Source organism: Undibacterium sp. TC9W, assembly GCF_049339865.1.
Classification (GTDB): Bacteria; Pseudomonadota; Gammaproteobacteria; order Burkholderiales; family Burkholderiaceae_D; genus Undibacterium.
In genome coordinates this window covers 346909-364037 of the sequence record NZ_JBMPPJ010000001.1, presented here as the reverse complement: position 1 = coordinate 364037, position 17129 = coordinate 346909, and the positions used below count along the sequence as shown (strand labels likewise).

General features: G+C 48.2%; 12 protein-coding genes. 1 reads left to right on the top strand and 11 read right to left on the bottom strand.

Annotated elements, in window-relative coordinates; translation table 11 throughout:
• Position 1 precedes the first annotated feature (1 nt).
• On the top strand, positions 2-799 hold the full coding sequence (locus ACO0LN_RS01655; RefSeq protein ID WP_422970654.1) for a peptidyl-prolyl cis-trans isomerase: 798 nt from the start codon (positions 2-4) through the stop codon (positions 797-799).
• A 71-nt stretch (positions 800-870) separates the two neighbouring features.
• Here the strand turns inward: ACO0LN_RS01655 and ACO0LN_RS01650 are convergent, their stop codons facing one another.
• The 11 genes from ACO0LN_RS01650 to cheA all read right to left on the bottom strand — a co-directional run bounded on the left by ACO0LN_RS01650 (position 871) and on the right by cheA (position 17102).
• Complete coding sequence (locus tag ACO0LN_RS01650) at positions 871-1611, bottom strand: substrate-binding periplasmic protein (protein ID WP_422970653.1); 741 nt, start codon at positions 1609-1611, stop codon at positions 871-873.
• A 185-nt stretch (positions 1612-1796) separates the two neighbouring features.
• Positions 1797-5792 (bottom strand): phosphoribosylformylglycinamidine synthase, encoded by a 3996-nt coding sequence (purL, locus tag ACO0LN_RS01645; RefSeq protein ID WP_422970652.1) that lies wholly within the window; start codon positions 5790-5792, stop codon positions 1797-1799.
• Positions 5793-5929: 137 nt separating this feature from the next.
• The gene (locus ACO0LN_RS01640; RefSeq protein WP_422970771.1) at positions 5930-7435 is read right to left on the bottom strand and encodes a glycosyltransferase family 39 protein; all 1506 of its coding nucleotides are present in this window, start codon (positions 7433-7435) and stop codon (positions 5930-5932) included.
• A 353-nt stretch (positions 7436-7788) separates the two neighbouring features.
• The gene (locus tag ACO0LN_RS01635; RefSeq protein WP_422970651.1) at positions 7789-9006 is read right to left on the bottom strand and encodes an EAL and HDOD domain-containing protein; all 1218 of its coding nucleotides are present in this window, start codon (positions 9004-9006) and stop codon (positions 7789-7791) included.
• Between the two features lie 326 nt (positions 9007-9332).
• Positions 9333-9722 carry a chemotaxis response regulator CheY gene (gene cheY / locus ACO0LN_RS01630; protein ID WP_110253727.1) on the bottom strand — a complete coding sequence of 130 codons (390 nt, stop codon included), beginning with the start codon at positions 9720-9722 and terminating at the stop codon, positions 9333-9335.
• Positions 9723-9825: 103 nt separating this feature from the next.
• Entirely contained in the window at positions 9826-10902 is a 1077-nt protein-coding gene (locus ACO0LN_RS01625) for a protein-glutamate methylesterase/protein-glutamine glutaminase (protein WP_422970650.1), read from the bottom strand.
• Between the two features lie 53 nt (positions 10903-10955).
• A complete protein-coding gene (gene cheD / locus ACO0LN_RS01620; RefSeq protein ID WP_422951078.1) occupies positions 10956-11564 on the bottom strand; it encodes a chemoreceptor glutamine deamidase CheD in 609 nt (202 codons plus the stop codon).
• The gene (locus ACO0LN_RS01615; RefSeq protein WP_422970649.1) at positions 11561-12460 is read right to left on the bottom strand and encodes a CheR family methyltransferase; all 900 of its coding nucleotides are present in this window, start codon (positions 12458-12460) and stop codon (positions 11561-11563) included. Before ACO0LN_RS01615 ends, cheD begins: the two co-directional genes overlap by 4 nt.
• A gap of 233 nt (positions 12461-12693) precedes the next feature.
• Entirely contained in the window at positions 12694-14445 is a 1752-nt protein-coding gene (locus ACO0LN_RS01610; protein WP_422970648.1) for a methyl-accepting chemotaxis protein, read from the bottom strand.
• 78 nt (positions 14446-14523) lie between these two features.
• Positions 14524-15033: a chemotaxis protein CheW gene (locus ACO0LN_RS01605; protein ID WP_162059157.1), complete on the bottom strand. Its 510-nt coding sequence runs from the start codon at positions 15031-15033 to the stop codon at positions 14524-14526.
• Positions 15034-15068: 35 nt separating this feature from the next.
• Positions 15069-17102, bottom strand: a complete 2034-nt coding sequence (cheA, locus tag ACO0LN_RS01600) for a chemotaxis protein CheA (RefSeq protein ID WP_422970647.1) — start codon at positions 17100-17102, stop codon at positions 15069-15071.
• Positions 17103-17129 lie beyond the last annotated feature (27 nt).

Genomic DNA, 17129 nt, shown 5'->3' with positions numbered 1-17129 from the left:
AATGACTTTTAAACCTGCTCATTTGCTGGTAGTACTTCTTGCAACTGCCCTGCCTGCAATGGCTCAGAACCTGGCTACAGTTAATGGCAAGGCTATTCCAGCCAGCCAACTTGAAGCATTAGTAAAACAAGCGGTAACGCAAGGCCAGCAGCAGGATACTCCGCAGCTGCGCGCACAGATCAAGCAAGACCTGATCGTCAATGAAGTCTTGATACAAGAGGCCGAAAAGTCAGGACTGGCAAAAAATGCCGATGTAAAACAAGCTATCGAACAAGCACGTCAAACCATTCTGGTTCGCGCAATGATGTTTGATTACCTGAAAAAGAATCCTGTCACTGATGCTGAAGTCCAGGCAGAATACGACAAGCAAAAAGCGCAGGCAGGCGACAAAGAATATCACCTGTTCAACATCGTTCTTGATACAGAAGATGAAGCAAAAGCAACAATCTCCAAATTAAAAGGTGGCGCCAAATTTGAAGAACTGGCAAAACAAGTCTCCAAAGATCCTGGCAATGCATCCAAAGGTGGTGATCTGGATTGGTCCGTACCAAGCAACTGGCCGCCAGCATTCGCTCAGGCATTGACCAAGCTGCAAAAAGGTCAATTTACAGAAACACCTGTAAAAATGACTGATGCTCAAGGTAAAGACAAGTTCCACATCGTCAAGCTGGATGATACGCGTACTGCAAAATTCCCTACACTTGAAGAAGTGAAACGTGATTTTGTAAATGGTATTTCTCAGCAGCGCCTGCAAGCTTATCAGCAGACCCTGATCAAAAAGGCCAAAGTCGCCCCATAAGGTGACGATGTTTTAAAACAAAAGAGGCGCATCGCGCCTCTTTTGTTTTTCCAGCACTTAGTTATACATATTTACTGGTATTTATTGATAATGCTGTTCAATTTGCCATTGCGCTGCAGTTCCGCCAAGCCTTTGTCGAGCTGATCTATGATTTGTGCAGCTTGAAGATGTTCCTTGCTGACACCAAAATGCAGAGGGTATTTTTCAGTCTGCGGCAAGCTCTGTATCTTGTATGTACTCATCTCCAGAGGCAAAAGACTCAGACGGGCAAAGCCCCATAACACTTCTTGCATATCCACCACAATATCACAATGCCCCCGTTCAATCTTGCGCATGAGGCTGGTATAACTGGTTGCACCACTCTCTATGGCAGAAGCTGGCAAACGCGTATAAAAAGTTGATGAACCGTGCAAAGAACAAACCTTGTACTTTTCCAGATCACTGAGGACTTGCAACGGTGGTTGTGGGAAGCGCTTTGCTGAATATAAATAGGAAGGTGTCAGGCTGTGATAACTACGGGAAAACAGATAAATTTTTTCACGTTCGGGGTTCCTGAATACCGACATGACAACATCAAAACCTGCACGTGCCTGCACTTCAGCCAGACAACGTGCCCATGGCCTGAGCTCTATTTTGGGATCAATAAAGATGTTTCGCAAAACCTCGGCTGACAAACCTTCTACTGGCGATCCGGCTGCCTTCACATAAGACATGGGCGGCCAATTACTGTCACCGCCACACGCACGCACGGTATCAGCTGCACGGCAATCATGCAATTTAAGCAACAAAGCAAAGAATAATAAGTATCGCATTTATCTAGAGAAAGTTTCCCTGGCGATTCATTATAAGGAAAGCTGTGCCTTCCAGCCGCTTTATTCCATACTCAAATGTAAATCATCTTCATAAAGCATAGACCAAATAAAACGGGCGAAACCATTTTCATGATTTCGCCCCTTATATCAACTGCTAATCATTTGCATATTGTCTGCTGCAGAGATCAGCCTACAAAAACGCGCGCATTGCGGAACATGCGCATCCAGGGAGAATCTTCACCCCAGCCATCTGGATGCCATGAATGCAATACTGAGCGGAATACACGCTCTGCATGTGGCATCAAGACAGTAAAGCGTCCGTCTTCATTGGTGACAGATGTAATGCCTTGTGGTGAACCATTTGGATTGTATGGGTAAGCTTCTGTCACCAGGCCAGCATTATTGATAAAGCGCATGGCCACTTGGGCTTTAGCAATATCACCTGTGGTTGAGAAGTCAGCAAAACCTTCACCATGAGCGATGGCGATAGGCGTTTGCGTACCGGCCATACCCTGGAAGAAAATAGAAGCAGACTCTGCCACTTCCACCATGGCAAAACGGCCTTCAAATTGCTCGGACTTGTTCTTCGTGAATTTAGGCCATGCCTGCGCTCCAGGGATAATGGATTTCAAATTACTCATCATCTGGCAACCATTACAAATACCCAGACCAAAGGTATCGTCACGATGGAAGAACTGCGAGAACTGATCAGACATCATGGCGTTGAACAAAATCGTTTTAGCCCAACCCTCGCCTGCCCCCAGCACGTCACCATAAGAGAAACCACCAACGGCGATCAAGCCCTTGAAGTCAGCCAGTTTTGCGCGACCAGCGATCAGGTCACTCATATGCACATCGACCGCCTCAAAACCGGATTTGTGCATGACATAAGCAGTTTCTATATGCGAATTCACGCCTTGCTCACGCAAGATGGCGACCTTGGGACGCACGCCAGTCGCAATGAATGGCGCTGCCACGTCTTGCTGCGGGTCAAAACTCAGCTTGGGTTGCATGCCGGGATCATTGGCATCAACGATGCGTACGTATTCAGCATCGGCACCAGCAGGGTTATCGCGCAGGCGGGCGATTTGCCAGCTGGTTTTGCTCCATAACTGATGTAATGCAGTTCTCGGCTGATTATAAATTTGCTTGGCATCGCGGGTAAATTCGATGATGCCACTATTGTTTGGCTTGCCTATGATATGGCTGCAAGCACCCAGATTAAAGCTACGCAAGACATCCATGACTTCTGAACGCTGCTCAGTACGAACTTGTATCACGGCACCCAGTTCTTCATTGAACAAGGCGCGTAAGGTCATGTCGTTGCGACGTTCAGACACCTGGCTTGCCCAGTTCTTGGCGTCACCGTGGTCTGCCGCATGCTCACTGTCCATGGTCAGGATATCGAGATTGACAGACATGCCAGCACGGCCGGCAAAGGCCATTTCACACAGGCTGGCGTACAGGCCACCATCAGAGCGGTCATGGTAAGCCAGCAATTTGTCTTCTCTATTCAACTGCTGGATAGCGGCAAAGAAGGCTTTCAGATCTTCTGCACTATCGACGTCCGGCGCATCATTGCCGAGTTGCTGCATGACTTGGGCAAAACAGGATGCGCCCAGGCGATTTTTGCCACGCCCGAGGTCGATCAGGATCAGACTGGTATCGCCTTGATCCAGGCGAATTTGCGGCGTCAGTGACTTGCGTACGTCATACACGGGCGAGAAGGCAGAAATAATCAGTGATACCGGTGAGGTCACGGCCTTGCTTTGCCCTTCATCCTTCCAGGTAGTTCGCATGGACAGGGAATCCTTACCCACCGGGATACTGATACCCAGCGCAGGGCACAATTCCATGCCGACTGCCTTTACCGTATCAAACAAAGCCGCATCCTGGCCAGGCTGGCCACAGGCCGCCATCCAGTTAGCTGACAGTTTGATATCCGAAATATCTTTGATCGGTGCAGCAGCGATATTGGTGATGGCTTCACCAACCGCCATACGGCCAGATGCTGCTGCATCAATCACGGCCAGAGGTGTACGCTCGCCCATGGACATGGCTTCACCCAGGTAGCCTTCCAGGCTCATGGTGGTCACGGCGCAATCAGCTACCGGCACCTGCCATGGACCAACCATCTGGTCACGCACTGATGTAGCGCCAACCGTGCGGTCACCAATGGTGATCAGGAATGATTTGTCAGCAACCGTAGGCAGGCTCAATACGCGCTCAGCGGCAACTTGCAGATCGATGCCCGTCAAATCAATTTTAGGGAAGTCATTGCTGACATGGACAACATCCCTGTGCATTTTTGGCGGTTTGCCAAGCAAGACATTCATGGGCATATCGACTGGTGAAGTGTCATTCAGCGGGTCAATGACGCGCAATTGACGTTCTTCAGTCGCGGTACCCACCACGGCAAACGGGCAACGCTCACGTTCGCAGAAATGGCGGAACAGCTCCAGACTTTCTGGTGCTATGCCCAGGACATAACGCTCCTGGGATTCGTTACTCCAGATTTCTTTCGGTGCCATGCCGCTTTCTTCCAGCGGTACTTTACGCAAATCAAACAGCGCCCCGCGCTTGGCATCATTGGTAATTTCAGGGAAAGCATTCGACAAACCACCCGCACCGACGTCATGGATGGACAGGACAGGATTGTCGTCACCCAACTGCCAGCATGAATTGATGACTTCTTGCGCACGGCGTTCCATTTCAGGGTTGCCACGCTGTACAGAATCAAAATCCAGATCTGCTGTATTGGTACCGGTTGCCATCGAAGAAGCCGCACTGCCACCCATGCCTATGCGCATGCCCGGGCCACCCAGTTGTATCAACAGAGTGCCAACCGGCAGATCATTCTTTTTGGTATGCCTGTCAGAGATATTGCCGATACCACCGGCAATCATGATGGGCTTATGATAGCCATAGACCGTACCGCCAACATTTTGTTCAAAGGTACGGAAGTAGCCGCCCAGAACCGGACGACCGAATTCATTATTGAAAGCCGCACCACCCAAAGGACCTTCTATCATGATTTGCAGCGGTGAAGCGATGCGGTCTGGCTTGCCGTAGACATTCACATCGGCTTTTGCAGTCAGGCTGTCACTTGCGTTTTCCCAGGCCTGGCGTGCGCCTGGCAGCATCAGATTGGAGACGGTAAAGCCGGTCAGGCCCGCTTTTGGACGGGCACCACGGCCTGTCGCACCTTCATCGCGGATTTCGCCACCAGCGCCAGTAGAAGCACCCGGGAATGGGGAAATGGCGGTTGGGTGATTATGCGTTTCCACCTTCATCAGGGTGTGCGTCAGTTCTTCTGTGACTTGATAGACCTGATCTTTACCAGATGGGAAGAAGCGATTGACTACCGCACCTTCCATGATGGAAGAATTATCGCTATAGGCAACGATGGTTCCCTTGGGTTGCAATTCGTGGGTATTTTTGATCATCTGGAACAGGGATTTATCCTGTTTCTGACCATCGATAGTCCAGTCTGCATTGAAAATTTTGTGACGGCAATGTTCGCTGTTCGCCTGGGCAAACATCATCAATTCAACGTCAGTCGGATTGCGTTTTGCCGTGGTGAAGGCATCAACCACATAATCGATCTCGTCATCTGACAGAGCCAGGCCCAGTTCGGTGTTTGCCTGCAGCAGTGCAGCCTTGCCACCTTGCAGTACATCGACATGTTCCAGCTCTTTAGCGACCAGTTCAGAGAATAGTGCCTGGGCTTGCTTTGCATCGGCCAGCACCATTTCTGTCATGCGGTCATGCAAAAGCGCTGCGACTTGCTCACGGCTGCTATCAGCGAGTTTTTTAGCGCCACCCAGCAAACCAGTCTTGACTTGCACATAATAGATAATGCCGCGTTCCAGACGGTGGATATGCGTCATGCCGCAATTATGGACGATGTCTGTAGCCTTGCTTGCCCATGGCGAGATCGTGCCAAAACGCGGGATCACGACAAACACATCACCGTCGCTGCTGGCAGCAAATGCATCGCCATACACCAACAGAGCATTCAGGCGGTCAGCGTCTTCTTTGCTCAGTTCAGATGCCGTATCGACGAAATGAACATAGCGGCCGCTGACGCCAACGATATTGGCATCGACAGCTTGCAAACGAGAGAGAAGACCGGAGGTACGAAAAGCAGACAGGGCGTTGGAGCCTGGCAATATCAACATGGTGAGCGAGATAGTTGAGGCACAGTACACAAAACCTGCCGTGCACAAATGCTGGTTGGATCAGAAAGCGTGATTATACCTTGATGCCCAACCTGACTCCAGACGCCAGCAGGAAGAAATTGCCTTGACTACCAAACTCAGTTCATAAACAAGGTGGTTCGGCCGATTTTTTTAATTTTTTTGAATTTATACGCATATTTTTTACACATAAAGCACTCTGCCTGGCTATCTGGTAGTTTTGGGTTTCTATCCAAATCCTCATCAAGAACAAGCAAAACGACGGATTGCTTATCTAACAAAGTATCAAAACTGCTATCTGAAAGAACAATACTATTCTTATGAAGTTTATTTCCCCAAAACAAATCACTACTACGGCTATCAACCACTCTTACTGGCTGCTTCAAATAAAATGGCAATGAAGATTGATGTTCAAAAACCTTAAATAAAAATACTTCATGCTTAGCTTCAATTGTTGACAATTCAGCCAACAAGGGTTGAGTAGAAGTCCATTGCGCGGCGGCTTGTAAAAGCCCAATAAACGCCAGCAACATCAATGCTGGCAAAGCGATAAAGGGAAATATTCCAAAGCGCGCTTTGTGCCAGACAAGAACTGCAACACCTGTGCTCAACACACAAGCGGACAACATGAAGACCCGCAAAAATTGCTTGCCATCCATGCCATAGACCAACAGAGAAGATAGCTGATGATTCACCTGCTTGCCCACCCACCAGGCAGCAAGACCAAATAATGTGGCCAAAAACACACCCACCAGCGCCCTGCCCCATGCGGCACCAAAGCCTCTGTCTTCGAGGGCAATCGCCAATTGCAATGCCGCCAGTGGCATCACAACGACAAGATAATAATTCGCCTTGGCGCTGGATAAAGAGAAAAACAGGACTGGCATGATCCAGGCGCAAGCCAGGAAAAAATGCAATGTTCTGGGTGTTTGCTGCCTTGCCCTGACGAATAAGAGTACGGGCAAAAAGAAGGACCACGGGAAAAGATAGAGCACCATCCTTGGCAAGTAATACCACCACGCACCGGCGTAGTAATCATGAGGTTCACGCTTACCCAAAAAGCGCAGCACATGTTCATTGATGAAATAAAACCAGGCAAATATAGGCTCAGCCCATATGGCGGCGATATGCCAGGGCAAGGCTATCAATAAGAAAATCCCTATCGCCTTTGGATCAAACCAGGCGATGATTCTTTTTTGAAGGTCTCTTAGCGAACTGGAAAACAGTATGGTGTAAATAAAGCTCACTGCGCCAAACAAAATAACGGCAACAAAGCCCTTGGCCAGTAAGGCAAATGCCAATAAACCCAAACACCAGTTGAGCTTCTTTTTTTCACCAGAGATACTGTACAGATAGCCAAACATCAGCGCACCTGTCAAGAATACAGTCAGCAGCATGTCAAACATCAGGGTGCGCGACATCGCCATTACACCCAGGCCACTGATGAACATCAAGGCAGCCAGACGCGAGGCAGCAACCCGCGCTATCTGCCGGCCAAACCACAAAATCAAAGCTACGCAAGACAGTGCAGACATCGCTGGCACCAGCCGGGCTGCCCATTCATTTTCGCCAAACACAGCAAAAGAAATTGCCGTCAGCCAATATAGCAAAGGCGGCTTTTCCATATAGGCCAGACCATTCAGGTGAGGAATGATCCAATGATGCCAGTCACCAGAGGCCAGCATCTCCCTCGGGATTTCTGCGTACAGGCCCTCGTTATTGTCTAATATCGGATAACAACCAAGACCATAGGCCAAAAAGAAGACAGTAAGTAACCAGACCAGCCAGGCGGGTATGGTGGTTGGAGACACTTCACTTTTGGCTTGCACAACACTCATAGATGGAACGATTTATTTCCCACAAGAATGGGACTTGTCTCAATTTAATTTTCAAGTAGCGAACTTTATCTACTCTTGCCAAATAAAGCAAAAAAAAGACAAGCAAAACTGCTTGTCTTTTTTGTTAACGTGAAACCTGATCAGGCTACAGAAGCAACATTTTTTGCCCAGACTAGCGCTGCCATATGCGCAGCATTTAAATCTGGTGGAGTGATCTTCAGTGACTCTGCCAGAGAGCCAACCAGCATGCTGTTCAACTCACACGCCTCAGCCAGGGCCAGGAAAGGTCCATAAGTACCACCACGGGAGATCAAGGCCTCAGTGACCACTTCAGGCAACTGTATCGATGACAGCACCTCTTCCATGGGAATACCGAGAAGCCTGTCCAGCAAAGAGAACATACCTGCGACAAACAGGTTTTCAGCTTCGCTCTTGGACATTTTGCTTTGCCCCAGGATTTCAGCCAAACGACCACGGACGATAGCGGTTTCTAGCAATACCGGAGAATAGCCACTAGTACTGGCAGTTGCCAGCAACAGCGTCAGCCAGCGGTATAAAGGACTATAACCCAGCATCTGTACTGCATGCTTCAAGGACTGCACTTCAGTACGCAAACCAAAGCCAGCCGAGTTTATGTAACGCAAAAGTTTATAGGCCAGTGTTGCATCGCGTTTGACAACCGCTTCAAGCTGCTGGATGTCGGCATTTTTTCTGACCATTTCCATCAACTGCAAAATAGTCGTTTGTGCGGTATTTAAAGTCTTGGGAGCAGTACTTGGTCTTGGTGTCAGGTGCAATTTACCGACAAAGCTGTCAAGACCCAGAGCTGAACAGGCATCAAAATCTTGCCAGGCATTCACATTGCGGGCAACCATACGCACCGTCGATTGCTTCAGAGTCGCATAGACCTTGGCTTGCGAAGCAAAATTAGCGGCATTCAATTTGACTTCAAGGTGGGTGATTTGCGCAAAATAAGAGCGTTCCAGCGTCGTCACCTCAGCACTACGCAGGCAAATACCATAACCTAGTTGACGCAACTCCGTCACCGCAGCGAGCGTATCAGGGTCAGCGAAGTATTTTTTATGGAGTATAAGTACAGTGTTCTTGGCCGGAAGTTGCTTCAGGCCTTCTGCATGCAATAACTCAGGCACTGCTTCGAGAAACAACAGACTGTCACCGAGCAAAAATCCCTTGTCGTCATCATGCAATTGAACTGCGACGAATTCAAGCAAGGCACTCAGGCTTTCCGTGCTTGCTTCTGCATTCTGATCTGGCTGCTGCCAGGAAATCTGAAAACCGATAACTCTTTGTTTAGGATCGAGTAAGGGCTCTCTTACGATGAAACTTTCTTCTATCATCTTAGTATTATTTATGTTGGATTAATATGATTGAAAAATTCAGAACCCAAGTTACCGGCAATTCAACGAAACCGACTCCGCTTTATGACTACCAGGCAACCCTTTGCGTATTGATTGAAGTACTGACAGGCAACACTATAATATCCCGCAGCACAAAACTGAAGATATATGCCCTGCATTATTTGCTACTTGATGTAACACCTAATCAGGCATAGCTGCAAAGCCTTGCGATTTTGCGCATTTGCCCGGGAGACTTGATGCTTTAGCACCTCGATTAAAGTGCTGACTCATGGCCATCTCCCGGCAAAATTGATTACCCTGCTATCTTATTTTCCCAGTTTTTCGAAAATCTTAGTCAGTTTTTCATCCAGTGTGGCTGCAGTAAATGGTTTTACTACATAGCCATTTGCACCAGCCTGCGCAGCAGCGATGATATTTTCTTTTTTGGCTTCAGCCGTGACCATGAGTACCGGCATTTTTGACAAAGCTGGATCAGCACGGATGTGCTGCAACATAGTCAGCCCATCCATGTTAGGCATGTTCCAGTCTGAGATGACGAAATCGAAATCACCATTCTTCAACTTTGCCAGCCCCATTGCACCGTCTTCAGCTTCATCGACATTGGAATATCCCAATTCTTTCAGCAAATTCCGTACTATGCGACGCATAGTAGAAAAATCGTCGACTACTAAAAATTTGAGATTTTGATCAGCCATGAATTACTCCACTATTTCTTTAAGGACAGTTATTAGCATTATCGGACAAATTGAGATAAAACGGTGGTGAAATTGCTGTAACACATTAAATTCTATCAAAACGTCACACCCTGAGGGCTCTGCTGCCATGCGTAGCAAGGTAATGCAGTACCTTGGTGGGCAATTCATTCAAAGGACCAACCTCATGTGTCGCACCAATTGCAATTGCTTCACGCGGCATACCAAATACTACACAACTTGCTTCATCTTGGGCAAAATTGTATGCACCAGCATTTTTCATGTCCAGCATGCCAGCCGCACCATCCTTGCCCATACCAGTCAGTATCACGCCAACAGCATTTTTGCCGGCATAAGTCGCCGCAGACCTGAACAGGACATCCACTGAAGGCCGGTGCCGGTTAACAGGCTCCCCCTGATCCAGTTGCGTCACGTAGTTGGCACCGCTACGCCCCAGCAAGAGATGCGAATGTCCAGGAGCGATGTAGGCATGGCCAGGCAAAACACGTTCCCCACCTGCAGCCTCAGACACTGAAATCTTGCACAAGCCGTCAAGACGCTTGGCAAAAGACCGCGTAAATCCTTCTGGCATATGCTGGGTAATTAAAATGCCAGGACAATCGGAAGGCATTTGCACCAGAAAATTCTTGATTGCCTCAGTGCCACCAGTCGATGCGCCAATAATAATCAATTTTTCACTACTGGTCAGAGGATTGCGAACTTGTGGCAATACACCAACATGTGCCTGACCAGGAGTCGCTACGGGCGCAGTTCTTGGCCTGATTCTGGCTTTGGAGGCGATCCGGATCTTGTCCGTGATCAGCTCAGTGTATTCAAGCATGCCACTTTGTATCGACAGCTTGGGTTTGGTGACGAAATCAACCGCCCCCAACTCCAGTGCACGCATGGTAATTTCAGAGCCCCGCTCAGTTAGTGACGACACCATGATGACAGGCATAGGACGCAAGCGCATCAGGCGCTCAAGAAAATCCAGGCCATCCATCTTTGGCATTTCCACATCCAGCGTCAGTACATCTGGATTGGTCTGTTTGATCAGCTCACGTGCGACCAGAGGATCAGGAGCAACACCGACCACCTCCATATCGGGCTGGCTGCTGATGATCTCGCTCATGACGCTACGGATCAGCGCAGAATCATCGACAATCAATACTTTAATCTTCATTCGCAAACACTCCGCGTTCAGTCTCAGCCACCGACATCACGCATACAAAATAACTAGAACAAATCGACTTCACCACCAACTGAAGTCGTCTTGAGCCTGCTGGCATAATCCTGCTCGCGCCTTCTCAGGGTATCGTTATGTTCCACTTTGAGTTTCTTGACCAGTACCTTACCGGTTCTGGGAAAAAAATAGACTTTGCGCGGGTAAATATCATTGAGGTCTTCAGCAATGACACGCATTCTTTCAGCCCGCAAATAATCGAGTACAAATCTGGCGTTACGCTCGCCCACATTGATGGCAGTAAAACCTCGTAAGACATTGCCGCCACCAAACACCTTGGCTTCCATGTTTTCGCGTTTGGCTCCTGCCTTTAACAGTTCATTGATCAGCACTTCCATCGCATAGGTGCCATAGCGCATGGAGGCCGACACTGGATTATCTGCATCCCCGCCGCTATCTGGCAACATGAAATGATTCATACCACCGACACCGGAAACCCGGTCACGAATGCACGCAGAAACACAGGAACCCAGCACCGTGACTATCAGCATGTCCTTGTTGGTAAAATAAAATTCACCTGGCAGTATTTTGGCGGCATCACAATCGAAAGTTCTGTCGTAATAGACATTCGTTGCAAAATGCTCTTCACTTAGCTGGCTCATGGATTACCCTTTTGCAAATTGCGCAATGTCGCTTTGTTGCCTGCCGTCTGGGTTTTACCCAGCTCATAGACTGTTTTCCCTCTCAGCTTGAAATCATCTGAGACATACAGGAAATTTTCCGAATGACCAGCAAACAACAAACCGTCTGACTTCATCAAGGGAACAAATTTCTTCAAGATTTTACCTTGTGTAGGTTTGTCAAAATAAATCATGACATTCCGGCAAAAAATTGCATCGAATTCGCCACTGAGAGGCCAGCCATCTTCCAATAAATTCAACTGCTTGAATGTAACCAGGTCCCGTAATTCCGGCCTCACTCTGACCAGACCTTCCTGTGCACCCTTGCCTTTCAAGAAGAATTTTCGTGTTCTCTCCGCAGATAATTTTTCTATACGATCAAGGTTGTAAACACCACGTGATGCTGTCTCCAGTACATTGGTGTCTATATCCGTGGCAATAATGTGCGCGGGCGGGCGCAGAGTTCCGAATGCTTCGCAAAGCGTAATGGCTATAGAATAAGGCTCTTCGCCGGTAGAGCTGGCAGAACACCAGATATTGACCGGCTCATGCTTCCTGGCAATGTGTTCAGCGAGTATGGGGAAGTGATGCTCTTCCCTGAAGAAGGAAGTCAGATTAGTCGTCAGGGCATTGGTAAATGCCTCCCATTCAGACTCAATCTGATTGCTTTCAAGGCCATCAAGATATTCAGAAAACGAGCTGATACCAGTCGCCCGCAAACGACGTGCAAGCCGGCTATATACCATTTCCTGCTTGCTATCTGCCAAGGAAATGCCAGCTCGTTTGTAAATCAGATCTCTGACACGGTCAAAATCCCTGGAGTTAAATGCAAACTCCTTAGAAGTGTCTGATCTGGCTTTGTCAATGGATTTCGTCATTCAATGCTTTCCCAAACTTTCCCCGTCTTGTTTCAGAGACGAAAGCTGATTTCAAATAAAAATCCAGATAATCAAGATTACAAAGACATTTTGCCAGACTGAAAGATATTTACTGTTAATTAAGTTAAATTACAAGCGTCTTTACTACGGTACTGTGACTCTTTGATATGACTAGTGTTTTAAGCTGGACACCCGCAAGTATCCAGGCATAAACACCTTCTACATCCGTAGCTTCAAAATTCTTCCCAGTCGTCTTCAGCAGGTTTGCCTGGCGCAGCAACTGGCTTGCTGGCGCGCGCACCCACATTGTCTGACGCAGGGCTCGCCGCCCTTGGCAAAGCCTTCACTTGAGACCGCGCATTTGCGACAGGCTTGTGAGTCACATTACTTGCCACCTTGCTGACTACCGGTTTGGCTTGCTGACTTATTTGAGCGGCATTTCCATTGAGTTTGAATACACTGACTGCCTGGGCCAATGCTACGGCCTGCTCTTCCATGCTTTCTGCCGCCGCTGCTGCCTGCTCAACCAGAGCAGCATTCTGCTGCGTCATTTCATCCATTTGCGTAATCGCCAGATTTACCTGTTCTATGCCTGAACTTTGCTCCTGGCTGGCCGCCGTGATCTCGCTCATGATGTCGGCCACATGCTGGACGCTGGTGACAATCTCATCCATGGTCTTGCCTGCTTCATCGACAAGCTTGCTACCCTGATCGACTTTATCGACTGAGTCACTGATGAGGGATTTAATTTCTTTCGCTGCACTGGCACTGCGTTGTGCAAGATTACGCACTTCTGCCGCAACCACGGCAAAACCGCGACCTTGCTCACCTGCCCTGGCGGCTTCTACCGCTGCATTCAAGGCCAGGATATTGGTCTGGAAGGCGATGCCATCAATGACGCCGATGATATCGACGATCTTGCGTGAACTCTCTTTAATCGAGCCCATGGTATTGACCACTTGCCCTACGACTTCGCCGCCTTTGACCGCTACGCTGGAAGCAGAAACCACAAGTTGATTGGCCTGACGGGCATTGTCGGCATTTTGCCTGACCGTGCTGGTCAGTTCTTCCATCGAGCTAGCGGTTTCTTCCAGCGAACTGGCCTGTGATTCTGTGCGGCTTGAGAGATCGGCATTACCTGAGGCTATTTCTTGCGAAGCTACGGTAATTGTTTCTGTACCTGTCCTGACCTGTCCGACTGTTGAAGCCAGATTGTCATTCATGTTTTTCAGTGCCTGAAACAATGATGTCACTTCATCATGACCCGATACACTTACCTGGCTTCGCAAATCCCCCTCAGCAACAGTTTCTGCCAGGCTAAGGGCTTCTTGCAAGGGTTGGGTAATACTGCGTGTGATAGTCCAGGCAAACAATGCGCCCAAAGCGGCTGCAGATGAAAGTATGGCATACAGCCAGATTGTCAGTTTTGCACCAGCCGCTGCGAAGTTTTCAAACACTTGCCTGGAGGCGACATCCTGCAGATCAACGAGCTTATTCATTTCCAAAATGGATTTGGAGCTCAGCGGATCAATCACTGAGGCAATAATTTTTGCGGCACCTTCGGCATTAAATGCCAGGGCCTGACCGACTGCATCTTTTAATGGTTTTTCTATTTCCTTATCGATTTTTGCGATATCACCGAGAATTTTCTTTTCTTCCTCGTTCAGACCAAGGGACGCAATCTTTTCTTTCGCATCTTCATACTTTTTCCTTTGCGTCTTGACCTTGGTTTCTTCTTTTTGCATTTCACCTACATCGGACTGTATGCCGATATTGCGCATGGCAATGCCACCTTCAAACAAGGCGCTCTTCATGTTATTGGCCAAGACTTGCTTTTGTGCCGCCAAGTTCAAGCCTTCTATCATGGCCTTGCGGTTGTTGCCGCTCAAAGCATTGACGAACAAGATAACGGCGATCAGACCTACCAAAATAAGTCCAAAGCCAACACCCAAACGAGTACCAATTTTAAAATTTCTCAGATTCATAGCGTCTCCTATTTATTTTTTAGTCAGTTCTATGTCTACATTTTTTTATCAGTAGCCACTCAGAGAGAAACTAGATCATCATGCCGCTGCATCAACAAGTCCCATTTCTGGACTCGACATCAATTTGTCTATATCAACAAGTATCAACATACGGTCATCCAGCGTACCCAGACCAATCAGGAAATCAGTACTGAAAGTCGTCCCCATTTCAGGAGCCGGCCTGACTTGTTCGGGCAGTAAAGTCGTTACATCGGAAACGCTATCGACCACCATGCCAACTATGCGCCCTTCTATATTGAGAATGATGACCACCGTGAACTGGTCATAAGTAGGCGTCCCCAGATTGAATTTGATACGCATATCGACCACGGGCACAATAATGCCGCGCAAGTTGATAACGCCCTTCAAAAAATCAGGGGCATTGGCAATTCTTGTCACGGCCTCATAACCACGTATTTCCTGAACTTTGAGAATGTCGATACCATATTCTTCATTACCCAAAGTAAAAGCAAGGAATTCATGCCCGGCAATATCAGATTTAGCTCCATCGTTCGAGCCTTGATCACTACCCTGTGAAATTTGCGTCATTTCTTTTTCCTCGTCTTAAATTTCTGATTCAATCTTCATCGCGCAGTACGCAAAACGGCAGCGACATCCAAAATAAGTGCAACGCCGCCATCACCCAGGATAGTTGCGCCGGAGATCCCTGGGACCTTCTTGTAATTCGACTCTATATTTTTCACTACTACCTGCTGCTGCCCAACCAGATCATCAACAAACAAGGCCGCTTTTTTACCATCTACTTCAACGATGACGACTATGCCATCAGAAGGGTCGGTATACTTTGGCTCAATATCAAAGTACTCGTATAAAGGTACCAACGGCAGATATTCATCACGCACTTTTACTACCCTGCCCTTGCCACTGATTTCTTTGATATCTGCCTTGGCGGGCTGTAGCGACTCCATGACAAAGCCCAGTGGCAAAATATAAATTTCATTGCCGAATTTAATCGACATGCCGTCAAGTATCGCCAGTGTCAATGGCAAGGAGATCGTAATCGTCGTGCCATAACCCATGGCTGAGCGTATATCAACAACACCGCCCATGGCAGTAATATTACGCTTGACGACATCCATGCCCACACCACGTCCAGAAACGTCAGTTACCGTCTCCGCAGTAGAAAAACCAGGTGCAAAAATCAGCAACCAGACTTCACTGTCACTCATGGAATCTGAAACCGCCAGACCATTTTGCCTGGCCTTGGCAAGAATTTTCTCCCTGTGCAATCCGCCGCCATCATCGCTGACTTCGATGACGATATTGCCGCCCTGATGTACTGCGGACAGAGACAATTTACCTGTCTCGCTTTTACCAGTCAGGGCCCTTGCAGCAGGCATCTCTATACCATGATCAATACTATTTCTGACCAGGTGCGTTAAGGGATCGACAATACGTTCTATCAAACCCTTATCAAGCTCAGTGGAAGCACCATAAGTCACAAATTCGACTTTCTTGCCCAGTTTGCTGGCCAGGTCCCTGACCATGCGCGGGAAACGCGAAAAAACATAATCCATAGGCATCATGCGTATGGACATAACGGCCTCTTGCAGGTCGCGGGTATTTCTTGTCAGATGGGCGACGCTGCTCAGCAGACGTTCATTTGCAATTGGGTCAAGATCCTGGGTACGTTGTTCCAGCATCGCCTGGGTAATGACCAGCTCGCCAATCAGATTGATCAACTGATCAACTTTTTCTATGCCTACCCTGATGGTAGAAGATTCTTGAGAAGCAGCAGGTTTTTCCACTTTTTTCTCAGCATGCGGCGCCTGTTTCTCAGGCAGCACTATCTCAGGCGTTTTTTCGACAACGGCATCAGCCTTGCCCTCTTCCGGTGGAAACATCGATTCCAGCGGTTCAAAAAAACCATAGCCCAAGTCATCGTCAGTTGGGGCAGCTTTACTGGCAGGCAGATTCGCTATCTGTTCTTCGGTGATTTTCAGTGTATCGGGGTTGAGAATGAAAGAGCAGATAGATATGATGTCATCCTTGCTCTCGTTGGTGCGCAATGCAAGAACCACATTCTTGCCATTATTATCCAGCCGTGAAATCGCCCCCAAAAGTCCAAGCTCGGACATAATCGCTGCAGCATCTGCCTCTGACACCTCAGGCATTTCAATTTTGTATGCCGTCTTGAATACGACATCTACATGATCCATTTCTGAATGATGACTGATAAAACTGGCCGTTGGCGCAGCCACCGGTACCGCATCCTGCGACAGGGATTGCAACAACATCCTGACATCTGCGACCGCATCCTGATCGACAGGCGTGCCCAGCCTGTGCCCGTCAAGCTGCATCTTTAAAATATCTTTGGCGATCAGAAAAGCATCTACATGCTCCCCTGTCAACGCCATTTCTCCCTTGCGTATCTTATCGAGCAGTGACTCCAGTATATGCGTCACTTCCGTCATATCTGTCAGGCCAAAGGTCGAAGCACCGCCCTTGATGGAATGAGCTGCCCTGAATATGGCATTCAAATCCTCAGGATCAGGTGAAGAGATATCGACGCCAAGTAACAATTTTTCCTTCTCGGCAAGAAGCTCTTCCGCCTCGTCGAAAAACACTTGGAAAAACTGACTCATGTCAATCGTCATTATTAAACTCCGTGATTTTCATTTGTT